Annotated in this window: 16 protein-coding genes; 9 read left to right on the plus strand and 7 right to left on the minus strand. The window is 59.1% G+C overall.

Features of this window, described 5'->3' with window-relative positions:
* Positions 1-165: 165 nt before the first annotated feature.
* The 6 genes from B3Q33_RS07360 to def all read right to left on the minus strand — a co-directional run bounded on the left by B3Q33_RS07360 (position 166) and on the right by def (position 6,572).
* The gene (locus B3Q33_RS07360) at positions 166-537 is read right to left on the minus strand and encodes a hypothetical protein (protein WP_156964914.1); all 372 of its coding nucleotides are present in this window, start codon (positions 535-537) and stop codon (positions 166-168) included.
* A 115-nt stretch (positions 538-652) separates the two neighbouring features.
* On the minus strand, positions 653-2,104 hold the full coding sequence (locus tag B3Q33_RS07365; protein ID WP_035249783.1) for a TrkH family potassium uptake protein: 1,452 nt from the start codon (positions 2,102-2,104) through the stop codon (positions 653-655).
* Between the two features lie 21 nt (positions 2,105-2,125).
* Entirely contained in the window at positions 2,126-3,502 is a 1,377-nt protein-coding gene (gene trkA, locus B3Q33_RS07370) for a Trk system potassium transporter TrkA (RefSeq protein ID WP_273009135.1), read from the minus strand.
* Positions 3,503-3,626: 124 nt separating this feature from the next.
* A complete protein-coding gene (gene rsmB, locus B3Q33_RS07375) occupies positions 3,627-4,931 on the minus strand; it encodes a 16S rRNA (cytosine(967)-C(5))-methyltransferase RsmB (RefSeq protein ID WP_232222126.1) in 1,305 nt (434 codons plus the stop codon).
* Entirely contained in the window at positions 4,909-5,877 is a 969-nt protein-coding gene (gene fmt, locus B3Q33_RS07380; RefSeq protein WP_272979962.1) for a methionyl-tRNA formyltransferase, read from the minus strand. The genes rsmB and fmt overlap by 23 nt, the downstream gene beginning before the upstream one ends.
* Before the next feature lie 188 nt (positions 5,878-6,065).
* A complete protein-coding gene (def, locus tag B3Q33_RS07385) occupies positions 6,066-6,572 on the minus strand; it encodes a peptide deformylase (protein ID WP_035249793.1) in 507 nt (168 codons plus the stop codon).
* 148 nt (positions 6,573-6,720) lie between these two features.
* Here def and B3Q33_RS07390 point away from each other — a divergent pair, with 148 nt between their 5' ends.
* From B3Q33_RS07390 to B3Q33_RS07425, 8 genes are all read left to right on the plus strand, one after another.
* On the plus strand, positions 6,721-7,791 hold the full coding sequence (locus B3Q33_RS07390) for a LysM peptidoglycan-binding domain-containing protein (RefSeq protein ID WP_272974412.1): 1,071 nt from the start codon (positions 6,721-6,723) through the stop codon (positions 7,789-7,791).
* 78 nt (positions 7,792-7,869) lie between these two features.
* On the plus strand, positions 7,870-8,931 hold the full coding sequence (dprA, locus tag B3Q33_RS07395; protein ID WP_273009133.1) for a DNA-processing protein DprA: 1,062 nt from the start codon (positions 7,870-7,872) through the stop codon (positions 8,929-8,931).
* Between the two features lie 116 nt (positions 8,932-9,047).
* Entirely contained in the window at positions 9,048-9,266 is a 219-nt protein-coding gene (locus B3Q33_RS07400) for a hypothetical protein (RefSeq protein WP_156964915.1), read from the plus strand.
* A gap of 38 nt (positions 9,267-9,304) precedes the next feature.
* A complete protein-coding gene (locus B3Q33_RS07405; protein WP_232222128.1) occupies positions 9,305-9,895 on the plus strand; it encodes an L-threonylcarbamoyladenylate synthase in 591 nt (196 codons plus the stop codon).
* 27 nt (positions 9,896-9,922) lie between these two features.
* Positions 9,923-10,831 carry an oxygen-dependent coproporphyrinogen oxidase gene (gene hemF, locus B3Q33_RS07410; RefSeq protein ID WP_035249801.1) on the plus strand — a complete coding sequence of 303 codons (909 nt, stop codon included), beginning with the start codon at positions 9,923-9,925 and terminating at the stop codon, positions 10,829-10,831.
* The gene (gene aroE / locus B3Q33_RS07415; protein ID WP_272962824.1) at positions 10,828-11,640 is read left to right on the plus strand and encodes a shikimate dehydrogenase; all 813 of its coding nucleotides are present in this window, start codon (positions 10,828-10,830) and stop codon (positions 11,638-11,640) included. Before hemF ends, aroE begins: the two co-directional genes overlap by 4 nt.
* Before the next feature lie 3 nt (positions 11,641-11,643).
* The gene (locus B3Q33_RS07420; protein ID WP_052043056.1) at positions 11,644-12,090 is read left to right on the plus strand and encodes an ion channel; all 447 of its coding nucleotides are present in this window, start codon (positions 11,644-11,646) and stop codon (positions 12,088-12,090) included.
* Positions 12,091-12,133: 43 nt separating this feature from the next.
* Positions 12,134-13,111 carry a lipid A deacylase LpxR family protein gene (locus tag B3Q33_RS07425; RefSeq protein WP_035249806.1) on the plus strand — a complete coding sequence of 326 codons (978 nt, stop codon included), beginning with the start codon at positions 12,134-12,136 and terminating at the stop codon, positions 13,109-13,111.
* Between the two features lie 247 nt (positions 13,112-13,358).
* Here B3Q33_RS07425 and B3Q33_RS07430 read toward each other — a convergent pair whose 3' ends face one another.
* Positions 13,359-13,895 carry a gamma carbonic anhydrase family protein gene (locus B3Q33_RS07430; RefSeq protein WP_273009178.1) on the minus strand — a complete coding sequence of 179 codons (537 nt, stop codon included), beginning with the start codon at positions 13,893-13,895 and terminating at the stop codon, positions 13,359-13,361.
* A 200-nt stretch (positions 13,896-14,095) separates the two neighbouring features.
* On the opposite strand from B3Q33_RS07430, the gene prlC reads away from it, so the two are divergent.
* Positions 14,096-16,129 carry an oligopeptidase A gene (gene prlC / locus B3Q33_RS07435; RefSeq protein WP_035249813.1) on the plus strand — a complete coding sequence of 678 codons (2,034 nt, stop codon included), beginning with the start codon at positions 14,096-14,098 and terminating at the stop codon, positions 16,127-16,129.
* Positions 16,130-16,166 lie beyond the last annotated feature (37 nt).

Raw genomic sequence — 16,166 nt, forward strand, 5'->3', positions numbered from 1 at the left:
ACCGCCGGGGCTTTTTTGTGTCTGCGGAGCTGCTGTCAGAAGCGAGACTAGCGTCTGGCTTTGGCAGCTCTTCGCGCTTAAAGCTGCGTATTCGTTACGCCCATCACTTCGGGCGGGCCAGCGGGTGGTTACGGCAGGAGTCGTGATGTTGCCTGGCGCCGCTTGTTATGCATTTCTCTCTAGAACCTCTAAAACCACATTTTTAGAGCTAGTCCAGATGCGTAGTTCTTGGCCGAGATACTTTGGCGATTTATAAAGCACGCCATTGGATAAAACTCCGTCGCCTCTCTCAACCTTTACGCTATTTCTTGGGATGGTGTAACAGCCACCTAGGCACTTGATAACAATGAAGTCATCATAGATGGAATGACGAACTAATGGCCAAGTGTAGTTCATCATTCCAATCCTTCCGCCACAGATTTCTTCAAACTGCGGGGTTAAACCAACTTCTTTATCGGTACGAGACTTGGGTGAGCGAACGGCCCACACTGCCAGAATGATAAAAAGCCCCACGAATGCCAGCGGAATGAAAGCCATAAGGGATAACCTATGTGGACTGCATAACGGTGCGGTTTTGTTGGCGTGGGCACGGCCTTTCCGTTGGCAGGGCTCCCCACGCGCAACTATTAACTGTTAACTAGTAACTGCCCTTTTATTGTCGCCAGAACATGGGCGTAAACAGCACCAGCAGGGTAAATACTTCCAGTCGCCCGGCCACCATCAGTACCGTCATCATCCACTTGGCGCTGTCGGTAATGTTGGCAAAACCGCCGCCGACCTGGCCGATACCTACACCCAGGTTATTGAGGCTGGCGGCCACGGCACTGACGGCGGTAGTCAGGTCCATGCCGGTCATGGTGAACAGCAGGGTGAAGATGACCGAGAGGGTGATGTAGACCCCGACAAAGCCCCACACGGCCTGTAATACCCGATCCGGGACCGAGTGGCGGCCAAAGCGAAGGGCAAAGATGCCGTTGGGATAAATCAGCCGACGCAACTCGCGCACGCTGTGATGGAATACCAGGGCGGCTCGCACTGCTTTCATGCCGCCGCCGGTGGAACCGGCGCAGCCGCCGATGAAGCTGGTGAAGATCAGCAGGTAAGGAATAAAGCCCGGCCAGGCGGCGGCGTTGGTGCTGGTGAGCCCGGTGCCGGTGCTGAAGGAAGCTACCTGGAAAGCGGAGTGGCGCAGTGCATCATCGGCAGTCACATCCACCTCGAAGGCCAGCAAGCCGACGGTAATCAGCCCGGTGTAAAGCAGGAACAGGGTCATGAAAAAGCGGAATTCAGGATCAAGAATATAGGCGATCAATGAGCGCCCCCGCCAGACGGCAAAGTGCAGGGCAAAATTGACGCCGCCGATCAGAATGAACAGGGTGGCGGTCCAGTCGATCCAGGGGTTGTCCCAGTAGGCCATGGAGGCGTCGTGGGTGGAAAAGCCGCCGGTGGCCACGGTGCTGAAGCTGTGGCAGATGGCATCAAAGATGGTCATCCCCGCTGCCCAATAAAGCACGGCACAGGCGACGGTGATAAACAGGTAGAGCAACCACAGGGCCTTGGCCGTTTCGGCGATGCGCGGGGTGAGCTTGGCATCCTTCATGGGGCCGGGGATTTCTGCCTTGTAAAGCTGCATGCCACCCACGCCGAGCATGGGAAGAATGGCAACGGCCAGCACTACCACGCCCATACCACCCAGCCACTGCAGTTGCTGGCGGTAGAAAAGAATCGATTTAGGCAGGAAATCGATGCCGGAAAGGATGGTGGCACCGGTGGTGGTCAGCCCTGACATGGATTCGAACACGGCATCGGTGAAGCCGACGGGGACGTCATTACTGATATACAGTGGCAGGGCCCCGATCAAACCCAGTACCGACCAGAACAGGGTCACCACCAGAAAGCCGTCGCGGGTCTGCAGTTCTTCCTTGTGCTTGAAGAAGGGGAGCCACAGGGCCAGCCCCAACAGCAGGGTGATCACGAATGACACCAGGAAGGGGCCTTCGCTGCCTTCCTGATACCAGTAGGACACGGCCACCGGCGGCATCATGGTGAAGCTGAACACCACCAGTAGCAGGCCGAGAATTTTCGAGATCAGTGCAAAATGCATGCGCTGGCGTGGCCTCGGCCGTTAGAAGAAGGTAAACCCGACCTGGAACAGTTTTTCCACGTCCCGGGTGCGGCGTTTGTCGATCAGGAACAGGATCACGTGATCATCCGGTTCGATCACCACGTTATCGTGGGCAATCAGCACCTTTTCGCCGCGCACGATGGCACCGATGGTGGTGCCTTCCGGCAGGTCGATGTCTTCAACGGCGCGGCCCACCACTTTCGAGGATTTGCTGTCCCCGTGAGCAATCGCCTCGATGGCTTCCGCTGCACCCCGGCGCAGGGAATAGACGTTGACCACATCACCCCGCCGTACATGGCTGAGCAGGCTGCCGATGGTGGATTGCTGGGGCGAGATGGCGATATCGATATCGTGGCCCTGGACCAGATCCACGTAGGCCGGGTTGGAGATCAGCGTCATCACCTTTCGCGCGCCCAGCCGCTTGGCCAGTAATGAAGCCATGATGTTGGCTTCGTCATCGTTGGTGAGGGCGCAGAACACGTCGGTATTTTCGATGTTGGCTTTGAGCAGTTCGTCCCGGTCTGTGGCGAGCCCTTGTAACACCACAGTCTGATGCAGTTTTTCGCCGAGCCATTCCGCGCGGCCGGGGCTGCGCTCAAGAACTTTCACGTTGTAACGGTGCTGGATGCTCTTGGCGAGCCGGTAACCGATGTTGCCGCCGCCGGCAATCAGAATGCGTTTGTAGTTGTGCTCCAGACGGCGCAATTCACTCATCACCGCACGGATATCGTTCTTGGCGGCGATGAAGAAGACTTCATCATCCGCTTCGATCACCGTGTTGCCTTCGGGAATGATGGGCCGGCCGCGGCGGAAGATGGCGGCCACCCGGGTGTCCACATTGGGCATGTGCTTGCGCAGTTCGCGCAGCTCGTTGCCCACCAGTGGCCCGCCGTAGTAAGCGCGCACGGCCACCAGCTGTACCCGGCCACCGGCAAAGTTCACCACCTGCAGGGCGCCGGGGTGCTCGATAAGCCGCTTGATATAGTCGGTGACCACCTGCTCGGGGCTGATGATCACATCAATGGGCAGGGCGTTTTCGTTGAACAGCTTGTCGGACCGGCTGGTGTAGTGGGCGGTGCGGATACGGGCGATTTTGGAGGGCGTGCGGAACAGGGAGTAGGCCACCTGACAGGCGATCATGTTCACCTCGTCGGAGTTGGTGACCGCGATCAGCATGTCTGCGTCTTCGGCGCCGGCATTCTTGAGCACCGCCGGATAGCAGCCCATGCCGCGCACGGTACCGATATCCAGGCGATCGCCCAGTTCGCGCAGCCGTTCCGCATCGGTATCGATGACGGTGATGTCGTTGCGCTCGTTGGCCAGGTTCTCGGCCAGGGTGCCGCCCACCTGGCCGGCACCGAGAATAATGATCTTCATGCGCTTTGCTGTCTCTCCAGTCCCCGAACAGCGCGATTCCCTTCCCTGTAAGACCAGGGGAGGATTGGTGCCTCGAGCGGCGCTCTTACACGACTTTTCTCACAAAGGAGAAAACGCTGCCCGCTCAAGTGTCCTTTCGCAGGCACGCCAGATAGAAACCGTCTGGGCCATGGTGTTGCGGGAACAGCTGCCATCCCGCGCTGACCATTGTGGCCTCTTCCGGCCGTGGCGTCACATCCCGGGCCTGTGGCTGGCGTTGCAGGAAGGCGCTGACCTGATGATCGTTTTCATCCCGCAGTACCGAACAGGTGGCATACACCAGCATGCCGCCGGGTTTGAGCAGCGGCCATAGTGCATCCAGCATGCGCGCTTGTAAATCAACCAGTGCGTGGATGTCGGACGCTTTACGATGCCATTTCACATCCGGCTGGCGGCGCAGGATGCCGGTGGCGGAGCAGGGGGCATCGAGCAGGATGGCGTCGAAGGGGGTGCCGTCCCACCAGCTTGACGGGTTGCTGGCATCGCCTTGCAGCAGGGTGACCTCGGCACTGAGGCGGGCCAGGTTCTCCTTGATGCGAGTCAGTCGCTTGCCTTCCAGCTCCAGGGCGACCAGCTCCGCGTCGGGGAATTTCTCGCAGAGCTGGCCGGTCTTGCCGCCAGGTGCAGCACAGGCATCCAGGATGCGGCCGGTGGGTGGACACTGAAGGACTTCGCCGGGCAGCTGGGCGGCTTCGTCCTGCACCGACAGGGCGCCCTGTTCAAAACCTGGCAGCTGGAATACCGGGCGGGCCGGGCTCAGGTAGACGCTCCAGGGGGACAGCTCGCCGGGGCGGGCGCCGTCGCCGAGGGCGGCAATGGCTCCGGCGCGCTGCTGCTGGCGCCGGTTCACTCGCAGGGTGAAGGGCGGTGTTTGCAGGTTGGCCCGGGCCATGGCTTCCGCGTCGGCGGGCCAGTCTTGCTGCCAGCGCTTGAATAGCCAGTCCGGCAGGCTGAGCTGGATGTTGGGGTTGGCGTCGGCGACGGCCTCATCCATCGTCAGTTTGCTGGCCTTGCGGAGAATGGCATTGCTGAGCCCGGCGGCCCAGGGGGCTTTCAGTTTGCGACACAGCTGTGGGTAGGCGTTGACGATGGCGTGGGCGGGGCGCTCGCTGAACCACAGTTCGTAGAGCCCGGCGAGTAACGCTAGCCGCACCGGTTGGGCGCTGGCTTTAAGGGGTTTGCCCAGTTGCTGGTTGAGCCAGTGGTTGAGCGGACGCAGGTGGCGGCAGACGCCGAAGCAGATATCGCGCATCAGGCCGCCGTCGGCGCCCTGCAGGGGAAAGTCACGCAGCACTTCGCGCAGGCTTTCCCCGTCGCCTTTACCGGGCAGTACCCTGTTGAGGACACGTACCGCGGTCAGGCGCGGGTCAGACGTTGTCAATGGAGTCACCCAGCGGTTCGCCTACCTGGAACAGATCCGGGTTACCGCGCAGCAGATCGGCCACGGCCATGCGCCGCTTGCCGGGCAGTTGCAGTTCTTCAAGAATCAGTGCGCCATCGCCGGTGGCCACATGGATGCCGCTGTCGTCCACGTTGAGAATATGGCCGGGCTCATCGTTATCCCGGCCAGGTTGCGGGCTTTCGCTGGCTTGCCAGATACGCATGGGCTGACCGTTCAGTGGGACCCAGCTCACTGGAAAGGGATTGAAGGCGCGAATGCGGTTGTAGAGGGCGCGGGTGGGCAGGCGAAAATCCAGGCGCGCTTCCGCTTTGCTCAACTTGTGGGCGTAGGTGACACCGTCGTCCGGCTGCGCGGTGGCGTTGGCCAGATACTGCTCCAGATCGTTCAGTACGGTGACCAGCAGGCGGGCGCCCTGGGCGGCGAGTCGGTCATGCAGTTCGCCACCAGTTTCGCTATCGCCAATCGGCAGGCTTTCGCTGAGCAGCATGGGGCCGGTGTCCAGGCCCGCTTCCATCTGCATGATGGTGTTGCCGGTTTCGGTGTCACCCATGGTGATGGCGCGCTGGATAGGGGCAGCACCGCGCCAGCGGGGTAGCAGGGAGCCGTGCACGTTGAGGCAGCTCAGGCGCGGCATATCCAGCACCTCCTGGGGAATGATCAGGCCGTAGGCCACCACGACCAGGGCATCCAGATTCAAGTCACGCAGTTGCTGGCGGATCTCGTCGCCCTTCAGGTTTTCCGGTTGCAGTACCGCAATGCCGTGGCGTTCGGCCAGTACCTTGACCGGGCTTTGTTGCACTTTCTTGCCGCGCCCGGCGGCCCGATCCGGCTGGGTGAGCACGGCAACCACCTCATGGTCGCTGTCCAGCACCGCTTGCAGGCTGGCGGCGGCGAAATCCGGGGTGCCGGCGAAGGCAAGGCGTAAGGGTTTCAATGAAAAGCCTCTTGTTTGAGAGCTATGAGCTTCTAGCTTCTAGCTGCGAGCAACTACGCGGTTGCAGGTGTGAGCCTATACTTAGCTGTCAGCCGCGCTTCATGGTCGGGCGCGGGCATCAGCTCCCCAAGACAATGACAAAACATGATCGCGCCTAGCCGCTAGAAGCTCGTAGCTAGTCACTGCTTTCATGCCTGCTGGCGGTGGATCTTTTCCAGCTTTTTCTTGATGCGATCACGCTTCAGCCGGGAGACATAGTCCACGAACAGCTTGCCATCCAGGTGGTCGATCTCATGCTGGATACAGGTGGCCAGCAGCTCGTCGGCCTCTTCCTCGAAGGTATTGCCGTCCCGGTCCAGGGCCTTGATATGTACCCGCGCCGGGCGTTGCACCTTCTCGTAGAAGCCGGGCACGGACAGGCAGCCTTCTTCATATGGGGCCACCTCATCGGTGAGCGGGGTGATCTCCGGGTTGATGAACACGCGAGGCTGGGTCTGGTCCTCGGACAGGTCCATCACGATCAGCCGCTGATGCACATCCACCTGGGTAGCCGCCAGGCCAATGCCCGGGCAGGCGTACATGGTTTCGAACATGTCGTCGATCAGTTTGCGAAGCTCGTCATCTACCTTTTCCACAGGCTTTGCTACCGTGCGTAGCCGGGGGTCAGGGAATTCCAGTATTTCCAGTTTGGCCATGTACCTTCTCGGAAGTTGCGATAGCACTCGAATTTCGGTTGCTAAATATATGATCGCATTGCTAATATCCAAAAGAAACCGTGTCCGTGAAACTCGGTCCACGGCCGCTCTCGGGGATGAGTCTAATAATGATAAAAGGAATCCGATGATGATGAAATCGGTCCAGCGCGCCCTGGCCTTCGGGCTGTTAGTGTCTTTATCCGGCCTGGCTGCTGCCCAGGTCATGCTCAAAGAGGGGCATCCCGGCAAGTATTTCGTCAAGAACGGCGATACCCTCTGGGATATCAGCGCCCGTTTTCTGCAAGAGCCCTGGCAATGGCCGGAAATCTGGCAGATCAACGAAGAAATCAGCAATCCCCATCTGATCTATCCCGGTGATGAGATCCGCCTGACCTATGTAGATGGAGAGCCCCGGCTGTCGGTGAAGCGCGGTGTGGAAGAGAAAACTTTACCCAACGGCACGGTCAAACTCACTCCTAAAGTGCGCGAGATCGCCAACGATGAGGCTATTCCCGCCATTCCTGCCGGCGCCATTGCCGCGTATCTGAAGGAAGGTTTGGTGGTCAGTCGTCAGGAGATTGCCGAGGCTCCCTACATCGTTGGGGGCCGTGATCGTCGGGTGATCTTTGGCGAAGGTGACACCGTTTATGCGCGTGATGCCATGACCCAGTGGGAAAATCTGGAACAGGGCTACGGTTTCTACCGGACCGGCGAGCAATACGTGGACCCGGATACCAACGAAGTGCTCGGCTACGAAGCCCGTCAGATCGGTCTGGGGCGTGTGGCCGGCCATGAAGAGGATATGCTGACTCTGCAGGTGACCAAGACCAGCGAGGACCTGCGGATTGATGACCGGCTGTTTTCCACCGAAGATCGCAGGGTTCGCTCCGTGCTGTACCCGTCGGCGCCGGATACCAAGATCGAAGCCAAGGTGATCCGTTTCTTTGATCGCATCAATAGCGTGGCACGTAACGATGTGGTGGTGGTCAACAAAGGTCTGCGTGACGGACTGAAAGAAGGCAATGTGCTGGATGTCTTTGGTCAGGGTGAGGCGGTCCGTGATCGCCAGCGTGGGGATATGGTGCGCCTGCCCAGGGAAAGGACTGGTTCCATGGTGATCTTCCGTGCCTTCGACAAGGTCAGCTACGGCTTGATCATGGAGTCCAAGCGTCCTATTTACATGCATGATATCGCCGAAAGCCCGGCGGGCAGCTACTGATTCATTAAGTTGCGGTAGCGCTCACCGCCGGAGTTTCGGCTCCTGACAACCCGTCAAACGCACACAAGGAGGTGGGCGATGGACGGACAATACAAACGCCTGCTATTGCAGGCGTTGTTTTCCCCGTCTTCCGCGGCTCTGGGCCGCGCTCTGAAACAGCAATCCATCGACCGCACTGCGCTGGCCGATTATCTCCCCCTGTTGCCGGCTGGCCTGAAAGAGCGGCGCAAGCTGCTGGATCACACCGGTTCCCTGACTGTGCATTACGAGCATCTGCGAGAGCAAGGTTGGCGCTGGCTGGCGCTGGGAGATGCGGATTATCCCTCCTTGTTGGCCCAGCTCGGGGACGCTCCCGGTGTGTTGGCGGTGCGTGGCAGTGTGGCGGCGCTCAATGCGCCCGGTCTTGCCATCGTCGGTGCGCGCAATGCGTCAGCGGACGGACTGGACAACAGTCGCCGTTTTGCCCGGGATCTGGCGGGCAGTGGTTTTGTTATCGTCAGTGGCCTGGCCCTGGGTGTGGATGCTGCTGCGCATCGGGGCGCGATCAGTAGCGGGCGCACGGTGGCCGTGCTGGGTAGCGGGCCGGATCGCATCTATCCGCCCCGCAATGCGGTGCTGGCCGGCCAGATCGTGGCGGCCGGTGGTGCTCTGGTCACGGAGTTTGCCCCCGGTGCGCCGCCCCTGCCGGCCCAGTTCCCCCAGCGCAATCGGGTGATCAGCGGGCTGAGTCTGGGCACTATTGTGGTGGAAGCTGCCATCAAGAGTGGTTCCCTGATCACCGCTCGCACCGCTCTGGCCCAGGGGCGCGAGGTATTCGCTATTCCCGGCAGTATTCACAATCCCTTGAGCAAGGGCTGCCATCAGCTATTGCGTGATGGTGCCAGCTGGCTTGAATCCCGGGAGGATATATTTCATGCCTTCGGTGACTTCCGGCGTAGTGTCGAAGCGGTGGGTATCAATGAGCCGGACTTGCCTGACTTGCTCCAGCACCTGACCGGGGGGCTCAATTCCCTTGATGTTTTGCAGGAGCGCACCGGCCTGCCGATCACCGATCTGGCAGGGCAGCTTTCCGAACTGGAACTGGAGGGCTGGGTAGAGCGAGTGGCCGGCGGCTACCTGAAACGCAGCGGTGCGGCCTAGATCGGACTTGATGGCCCTTCCCTGCATACCTGCCCTGGCTCCCGTCTGATATTTGACCTTTTCTCGCCAGGGGCGGAATGTTGAAGGTGCCAGGGAGTCTGAATTCGAGGTGTGCCATGTTCGAGATCTATGTGCCCCTGCTGCGAGGACAAGGAGAATGGCGTGCAGTAGAGGCGGTCCATGTGGGAGGTATGCGCTACCGGATTATCGGCACCATGCCGGAAGGGGAGGAGTGGGCGTTCACCCCAGGTGAGGAGGTCGAGTGTGACACCACTGAGGTGAAGAAAGGCAAAAAGGTTCTGACGGCAAAACATCTGGCCCCTGTGCCTCTTTAACCAGTGCAATCCTGGGCTCTCTCTTGAGCCGGCTTCCTATGCAGGGTATTTTCCCGTCTTTCTTTCAGGGCGAGTTTCTCATGTACCAGCATCTGCATAGCGCGGCACAGATTATCCAGGCCGGTGGCGTGGTGGCTTATCCCACCGAATCGGTCTATGGGCTGGGCTGTGATCCTTTCAATGAAGAGGCGGTATTGGATTTGCTGGCGATCAAGGAGCGGCCGGTGAGCAAGGGGCTTATCCTGATCGGCGCAGACCTGGCGCAACTCGAACCCTATATCCGCCTTACCGACAGTCAGCGTGAGCAAGTGGCAAGGCAATGGCCAGCACCGCTGACCTATCTGGTTGACGCCCGCGAAAGCGTACCCGCCTGGGTGCGTGGCGCTTTTACCAAGGTGGCGGTGCGGGTACCGGATCACCCCTTGGCCAGAGATCTGTGCCGGGCCGTGGGCCAGCCGATCATTTCCACCAGTGCCAATATCAGTGGCCGCCCGGCGGCCCGCAATCAGTTCCAGGTGGCCCGTCAGCTTGGTGAAAGGCTGGACTTTATTGTCAGCGGCGCCTGTGACCGGGCCGCCAAACCCTCTACCATTATTGATCTGGAAAGTGGCCGCACCTTGCGGGCTTAAGCCAAGTAATACAAACCGGGAGACGGCATGTCAGAGGTATCACTGCAGGCGGTGAAGGACTACCTGCTGGAACTTCAGGACCGCATTTGCGAGGAACTGGCCGAGGAAGATGGCAGCGCCACTTTCCGTGAAGACAGTTGGGACCGCGAGCAGGGAGGGGGTGGCCGCAGCCGTGTGCTGGAAAACGGTGCAGTGATTGAGAAGGGCGGGGTGAATTTTTCCCACGTGTTCGGCAATCAGTTACCGCCGTCTGCCACCGCGGCCCGCCCGGAACTGGCCGGCCGCAGTTTTCAGGCCATGGGCGTATCGTTGGTTATTCACCCGAAGAATCCTTACGTGCCCACCAGTCATGCCAATGTCCGTTTCTTTGTTGCGGAAAAAGAGGGCGAAGATCCGGTGTGGTGGTTCGGTGGTGGTTTTGATCTCACCCCTTTCTACGGTTTCGAAGAGGATGTGGTGCACTGGCACCAGACCGCCAGGGATGCCTGTAATCCTTTCGGTGAAGACATCTACCCGGAGTTCAAAAGCTGGTGCGATGACTACTTTTATATCAAGCATCGTGACGAGCCACGTGGCGTGGGCGGACTGTTTTTCGACGATCTAAACCGCTTTGATTTCGAGACCTGTTTTGCGCTGATGCGCAGCGTTGGCGACGCCTACATTCAGGCCTACCGTCCCATTGTGGCAAGCCGCAAAGGGCATGATTATGGCGACCGGGAGCGTCAGTTTCAGCTCTATCGTCGTGGTCGCTATGTGGAATTCAACCTGGTCTACGATCGCGGCACCATCTTCGGGTTGCAGTCTGGCGGGCGCACCGAATCCATCCTCATGTCCCTGCCACCACTGGTGCGTTGGGATTACGACTGGCATCCGCAGCCGGACAGTGCGGAAATCGAGCTTTACCAAAAATTCCTGATTCACCGGGAGTGGTTATGACGGCCCTGTATTGTGTGTTCGGCAACCCGGTAGCCCATTCCCGCTCCCCGGATATTCATCATGCCTTTGCTGCCCAGCGCGATGATGATTTGCGCTATGAAAAGCGCGAAGCGCCACTGGATGATTTCATCGGCACGTTAAAAGCCTTTCGTGAAGAAGGGGGGCAGGGTGCCAACGTGACCGTGCCCTTCAAGGAACAGGCCTTCGACCTGTGTGATGCGGTCACCGAGCGCGCTGGCCAGGCGGCTGCGGTGAACACCCTGTGGTGGGATGGTGACCAGCTCCATGGTGACAACACCGATGGTGCCGGCATAGTAAAAGATATCCGCGACAACCAGGGCTGGGTGATTGCCGGCAAGCGGGTGTTGGTGTTGGGTGCCGGTGGCGCTGTGCGGGGTGTCATGGGACCGTTGCTGGCGGAAAAACCGACTCTGGTAAGGGTGGCCAATCGAACGGCCGAGAAAGCGGAAATTCTGGCTCGCCGTTTCATGAGCGGTGACAACTCGCCGGTATTGGGTAGCGGGCTGGACGGTCTGACGGGCCATTTCGATCTGGTCATCAATGCCATCTCTGCCGGTCTGCATGGCGAGATGCCGGACCTGCCCGGGGGGTTACTGGCGGAAGGCGCTGTGGCATACGACATGGTTTACGGCAAAGAGTTGACGCCTTTTATGATCTGGGCACAACAGCAGGGTGCGGTAGCCACTGCCGATGGTCTGGGTATGTTGGTGGAGCAGGCCGCAGAAGCCTTTGAAATCTGGCGTGGCTGGCGCCCGGATAGCGCACCGGTTATGGCCATGCTGAGATAAGTCATGGAGCACGAAGCCATCGTTTACGAAGTAATGTATGCCTCTGCGGTCAGCCTGTTCATGGTGCTGACCACAGTGACCTTGCATTACTGGACTCTGGCGGGGCTGTCGGCGTTGTTGAAACGCTGGAAGCGTTTTCGTGGAGAAATTCTGCTGGTTGTGATCACCATGTTTTTTGCCCATATGGTGGAAGTGACCCTGTATGCCCTGGTCTACCTGGTCCTGGATCGGGGCGATACTGCCATGAATCTGGCCGGTGCAGTGGATGGCAGTTTTCTGGACCACCTGTATTTTTCCGCTGCCTGTTATACGTCGCTGGGTCTTGGTGATCTCTATCCCGTGGGCACCTTGCGTCTTATTGCCGGGGTGGAAGCTCTGAACGGATTGATACTAATAACATGGTCCGCGTCGTTCGCCTTTCTGGTTATGCAGCGGCGGTGGCGTTTTTGATGTTGATAGCGGGGAACGTCTTTTTACCGAAAGAGGTATGGCCATGTCCGCGCGTGTTCTGTTGATCCTTTCCTGCCTGCTTCCCCTGTGTGGCCAGGCGTCTACCTTCGGGTTTTCCTGGGATAACGATTTGTTCGTCGGTTCCGATGGCCAGTACACCAATGGCGTGCGCATCAGCTGGGTGGGGGATGCCCATCATCGTTGTGAAAGAAATGGGACTTTCACCTGTGGTCTGGCCGCCGCGCTGGATCCGCTACCAGGCATCAGCCTGGTAGACGATAAGCATGCACTGACCCTGAGCCTGGAACAGATCATGATTACTCCGTCCGATCTCGCCAGGGAGACGCCGGACTTCAATGATCTTCCCTACGTGGGCTACAGTAATCTGGAGTTGGGATTGTTCAGCTGGAACGGCAACAGCCTGTTCGGCTACGGCGTGCGGATTGGCATCGTGGGTCCGGATTCCGGCGCTGAACAATCACAAAAAGTGGTGCACAAGATCACCGGCTCTGAGGAGCCCAAAGGCTGGGACAATCAGCTTGGCCACGATGCCATCGGCGGCGCCTATTTTATTCATGCCCATCGTCTGTTCCGGTATGTTCAGGGTCCGCTGGAAAGTGAAGTGGGTTATGCCTGGGGGGTGGATGCCAATAATTTTAATGGTACTGCCAGGGCCGGTGGGTTCTGGCGGATTGGTCAGAATTTACCGCGCAACTTTATTCCCGATTATGCGGGCATTGGTACTGCCGGTTCATTGGTGGGTTTGTTCGATGGCGAGGGGTTCGGCTGGGAAGTCTTTTTTGCCAGCTTTGGCGAGTACATCGGCTATTCCTACCTTGAAGAAAACAGTGGGCCCTATGATGTTGAGTCTCGTGACGGCATTCTCGGGCTGGTGCTCGGCGGCGGTATCAGGATGGATGATTTTTCCTTCACGCTGACCTTGCAGGGATCCTCATCGCCGACTCGTAAAAGCGATGATATTCTGAGTTTCGGGAATATGTCGTTTATGTGGAGGATCTAGCTACGAGCTACGCTGGTTGGATAGGGAAAGGCCAAGAAGTTCCCACGAAATCTGTGTTCTCTACGAAGCCGCTGTAGGAGCTATGCTTGCATGGCGAACCGCGCTTGCGCGGAAATCGCCCGCAGGGCGATCAGGAATCTCAGAGCTCGACAGGTTTCAGAAATAACAGAACGACGGCTAGATTGATCTTCATTCCCCTCGCTACGCTCGGTTCGCGGCTCTAGTGCCGCTCCTACAGTTAGTCTCTTTACCCCTCCTCACCCAGATACCGATCCTTCAAGCGCATATAATTCCCGGCCACATAGGGCAGAAATTCCCTCTCTTCCGCGGTGAGGGCACGCACCTGCCGGGCTGGTTGGCCGCGGTAGAGGTAACCACTTTCCAGCCGCTTTCCAGGCCCCACCAGTGACCCGGCGGCGATGATCACGTCGTCTTCCACTACGGCGCCATCCATGACGATGGCCTGCATGCCCACCATCACCCGGTTGCCCAGGGTGCAGCCGTGCAGCATGGCCTGGTGGGCCAGGGTCACATCGTCACCGATCTGCAGGGCAAAACCGCCAGGGTTGAACCGGGAATCGTGGGTGATATGCAGCACAGCGTTGTCCTGGATGCTGACTCGGGCGCCAATGCGGATGGCATGCATATCTCCGCGAATGACGGCCCGCGGCCATACGGAGCAATCATCGCCCAGCACCACATCGCCGATCACGGTAGCATCCGGGTCCACAAATACCCGTTCCCCCAACTGCGGGGCCTTGTCTTCAAAGCGGCGAATCCCCATCACTGATAAACTCGATAGCTGAATGTGGTCGTCAGGGAGGCCCATGAACAAGCCGCCCACCCGTATATTGATTGCCATACTGATCTTGCTTGGCGTTTTCCTGCTGAGCAAGTGGCTGATTTTCCAGACGCTGCTGCAACCGGACGAGACTACTCGTCAGCGCTTGCCAGCAGCGCAGACAGAACCAGGACAGGACACCCATGAGTAACAACCCGCTGATTGATTATCCGGAACTGCCGCCGTTTTCCAAAATCCAGCCAGAACACGTATTGCCCGCCGTGGAGCAATTGGTGGCGGATGGCCGCGCGCGCATCCAGCAGGTGCTGGCGGAGGGCAAGTTCGATTACGCCCATCTGGTGCAGGCACTGGATGAGGAAGACGACCGCCTGGGCAAGGCCTTCGGCCCTGCCGGGCATCTCAATGCGGTGGCCCAGAATGAAGCCCTGCGTAATGCCTACAACAGCTGCCTGCCGCTGCTCAGTGAGTACGGCACCGAAGTGGGCCAGAACGCACAGCTGTGTGCCGCCTACCAGGCGCTGCGTGACAGTGATGAATGGAGCTCGCTCAGCGAAGCCCAGCAGAAAGACATTGAAAATACCCTGCGTGATTTCCGCCTCTCCGGGGTAGATCTGCCAGATGACAAGAAAGCGCAATACATGGCCAACTCCAAGCGACTGTCTGAGCTGACCAGCCAATTTTCCGACAATACCCTGGATGCCACCCAGGCCTGGACCAAACACATTAGCGATGAGGCGGAGCTGGATGGCCTGCCCGACAGTGCCAAAGCCGGTGCCGCCGACCGGGCAAAGGCGGACGGAAAGGACGGCTGGTTGCTGACGCTGGATGCGCCGGTCTTTATTGCCGTCATGAGCCACTGCAAGAACGCCGAGCTGCGCAAGGAAATGTACGTGGCCTGGACCACCAAGGCCTCTGATCAGGGTCCTCAGGCTGGCCAGTTCGACAACACCGCCATCATGGATGAAATCCTCAAATTGCGGCACGAACAGGCGCAACTGCTGGGGTTTGCCAACTTTGGCGAAGAGTCCCTGGCCACCAAGATGGCTCGTGATGTGAACGAGGTGATTCAATTTCTCGAGGACCTGGCCAAACGGGCCAAGCCCCAGGCGGAACAGGAACTGGCGGCATTGAGGGCCTTTGCGGCCGAGAAGGGTGCCGACGATCTGAACCCCTGGGATATCGGTTTCTGGAGCGAGCGGCTGCGCGAAGAGCGCTACAGCATTTCCGAGGAAGAGCTGCGTCCCTGGTTCCCGGCGGATACCGTGATTAACGGCATGTTCGCTGTGGTCGGCAAGCTGTTCGGGATTCAATTCCGGCAGCGTGATGATGTGGACCTGTGGCACGAGGATGCGCGTTTCTACGAGCTGGTGGACGACGATGGCAGCGTGCGTGCGGCTTTCTATCTGGATATGTATGCCCGCACCGGTAAGCGCGGTGGCGCCTGGATGGATGACGCCCGCATTCGCCGTCGGCGCCCGGACGGCAGTCTGCAAACGCCGGTGGCTTATCTGACCTGCAACTTCGCGCCGCCCGCCGGTGGCAAGCCGGGCCTGCTGACCCACGATGAAGTGGTCACCCTGTTCCACGAGTTCGGCCACGGCCTGCACCACATGCTTACCGAACAGGATGTGTCCGGTATTTCCGGCATCAACGGTGTGGCCTGGGATGCGGTGGAGCTGCCCAGTCAGTTCCTGGAAAACTGGTGCTGGACGGAAGAGGGCATCGCGCTGATCTCCGGCCATTATGAAACCGGTGAGCCCCTGCCCAAGGAGAAGCTGGAAAAAATGCTGGCCGCGAAGAATTTCCAGGGTGCCATGCAGATGGTGCGGCAACTGGAATTCTCCCTGTTCGACATGCGCATTCATGCCGAATACCAGGAAGGGCTGGATATTTATCAGGTCCTGAACGAAGTGCGTGAGCAGGTATCAGTGATACAGCCACCCGCGTTCAACCGTTTTCCCAACAGCTTCGGGCACATTTTTGCCGGCGGCTATGCGGCGGGGTATTACAGCTACAAATGGGCGGAAGTGCTCTCAGCGGATGCCTACTCCCGTTTCGAGGAAGAAGGCGAGTTCAACGAAGACACCGGCCGTGCCTTCCGTAGCGAAATTCTCGCCAAGGGTGGCAGCCGCGAACCCATGGAACTGTTCAAGGCCTTCCGCGGCCGCGAGCCCAGCGTGGAACCCCTGCTGCGCCATTGCGGTATCAACGGCTGATAATCTCATAAAACCTCACCGTAGGAGCGGCGCTTGA

The sequence above is a fragment of the Alcanivorax sp. UBA3183 genome (assembly GCF_002364155.1).
Classification (GTDB): Bacteria; Pseudomonadota; Gammaproteobacteria; order Pseudomonadales; family Alcanivoracaceae; genus Alcanivorax; species Alcanivorax jadensis.

Excerpts from the sequence above, each read along its gene's own strand:
- B3Q33_RS07360 (WP_156964914.1), bottom strand. The coding sequence starts at position 537 with ATGGCTTTCATTCCGCTGGCATTCGTGGGGCTTTTTATCATTCTGGCA.
- B3Q33_RS07365 (WP_035249783.1), bottom strand. The coding sequence starts at position 2,104 with ATGCATTTTGCACTGATCTCGAAAATTCTCGGCCTGCTACTGGTGGTG.
- trkA (WP_273009135.1), bottom strand. The coding sequence starts at position 3,502 with ATGAAGATCATTATTCTCGGTGCCGGCCAGGTGGGCGGCACCCTGGCC.
- def (WP_035249793.1), bottom strand. The coding sequence starts at position 6,572 with ATGGCCAAACTGGAAATACTGGAATTCCCTGACCCCCGGCTACGCACG.
- B3Q33_RS07390 (WP_272974412.1), top strand. The coding sequence starts at position 6,721 with ATGATGAAATCGGTCCAGCGCGCCCTGGCCTTCGGGCTGTTAGTGTCT.
- dprA (WP_273009133.1), top strand. The coding sequence starts at position 7,870 with ATGGACGGACAATACAAACGCCTGCTATTGCAGGCGTTGTTTTCCCCG.
- B3Q33_RS07400 (WP_156964915.1), top strand. The coding sequence starts at position 9,048 with ATGTTCGAGATCTATGTGCCCCTGCTGCGAGGACAAGGAGAATGGCGT.
- B3Q33_RS07405 (WP_232222128.1), top strand. The coding sequence starts at position 9,305 with ATGCAGGGTATTTTCCCGTCTTTCTTTCAGGGCGAGTTTCTCATGTAC.
- hemF (WP_035249801.1), top strand. The coding sequence starts at position 9,923 with ATGTCAGAGGTATCACTGCAGGCGGTGAAGGACTACCTGCTGGAACTT.
- aroE (WP_272962824.1), top strand. The coding sequence starts at position 10,828 with ATGACGGCCCTGTATTGTGTGTTCGGCAACCCGGTAGCCCATTCCCGC.
- B3Q33_RS07420 (WP_052043056.1), top strand. The coding sequence starts at position 11,644 with ATGGAGCACGAAGCCATCGTTTACGAAGTAATGTATGCCTCTGCGGTC.
- B3Q33_RS07425 (WP_035249806.1), top strand. The coding sequence starts at position 12,134 with ATGTCCGCGCGTGTTCTGTTGATCCTTTCCTGCCTGCTTCCCCTGTGT.
- B3Q33_RS07430 (WP_273009178.1), bottom strand. The coding sequence starts at position 13,895 with ATGGGGATTCGCCGCTTTGAAGACAAGGCCCCGCAGTTGGGGGAACGG.
- prlC (WP_035249813.1), top strand. The coding sequence starts at position 14,096 with ATGAGTAACAACCCGCTGATTGATTATCCGGAACTGCCGCCGTTTTCC.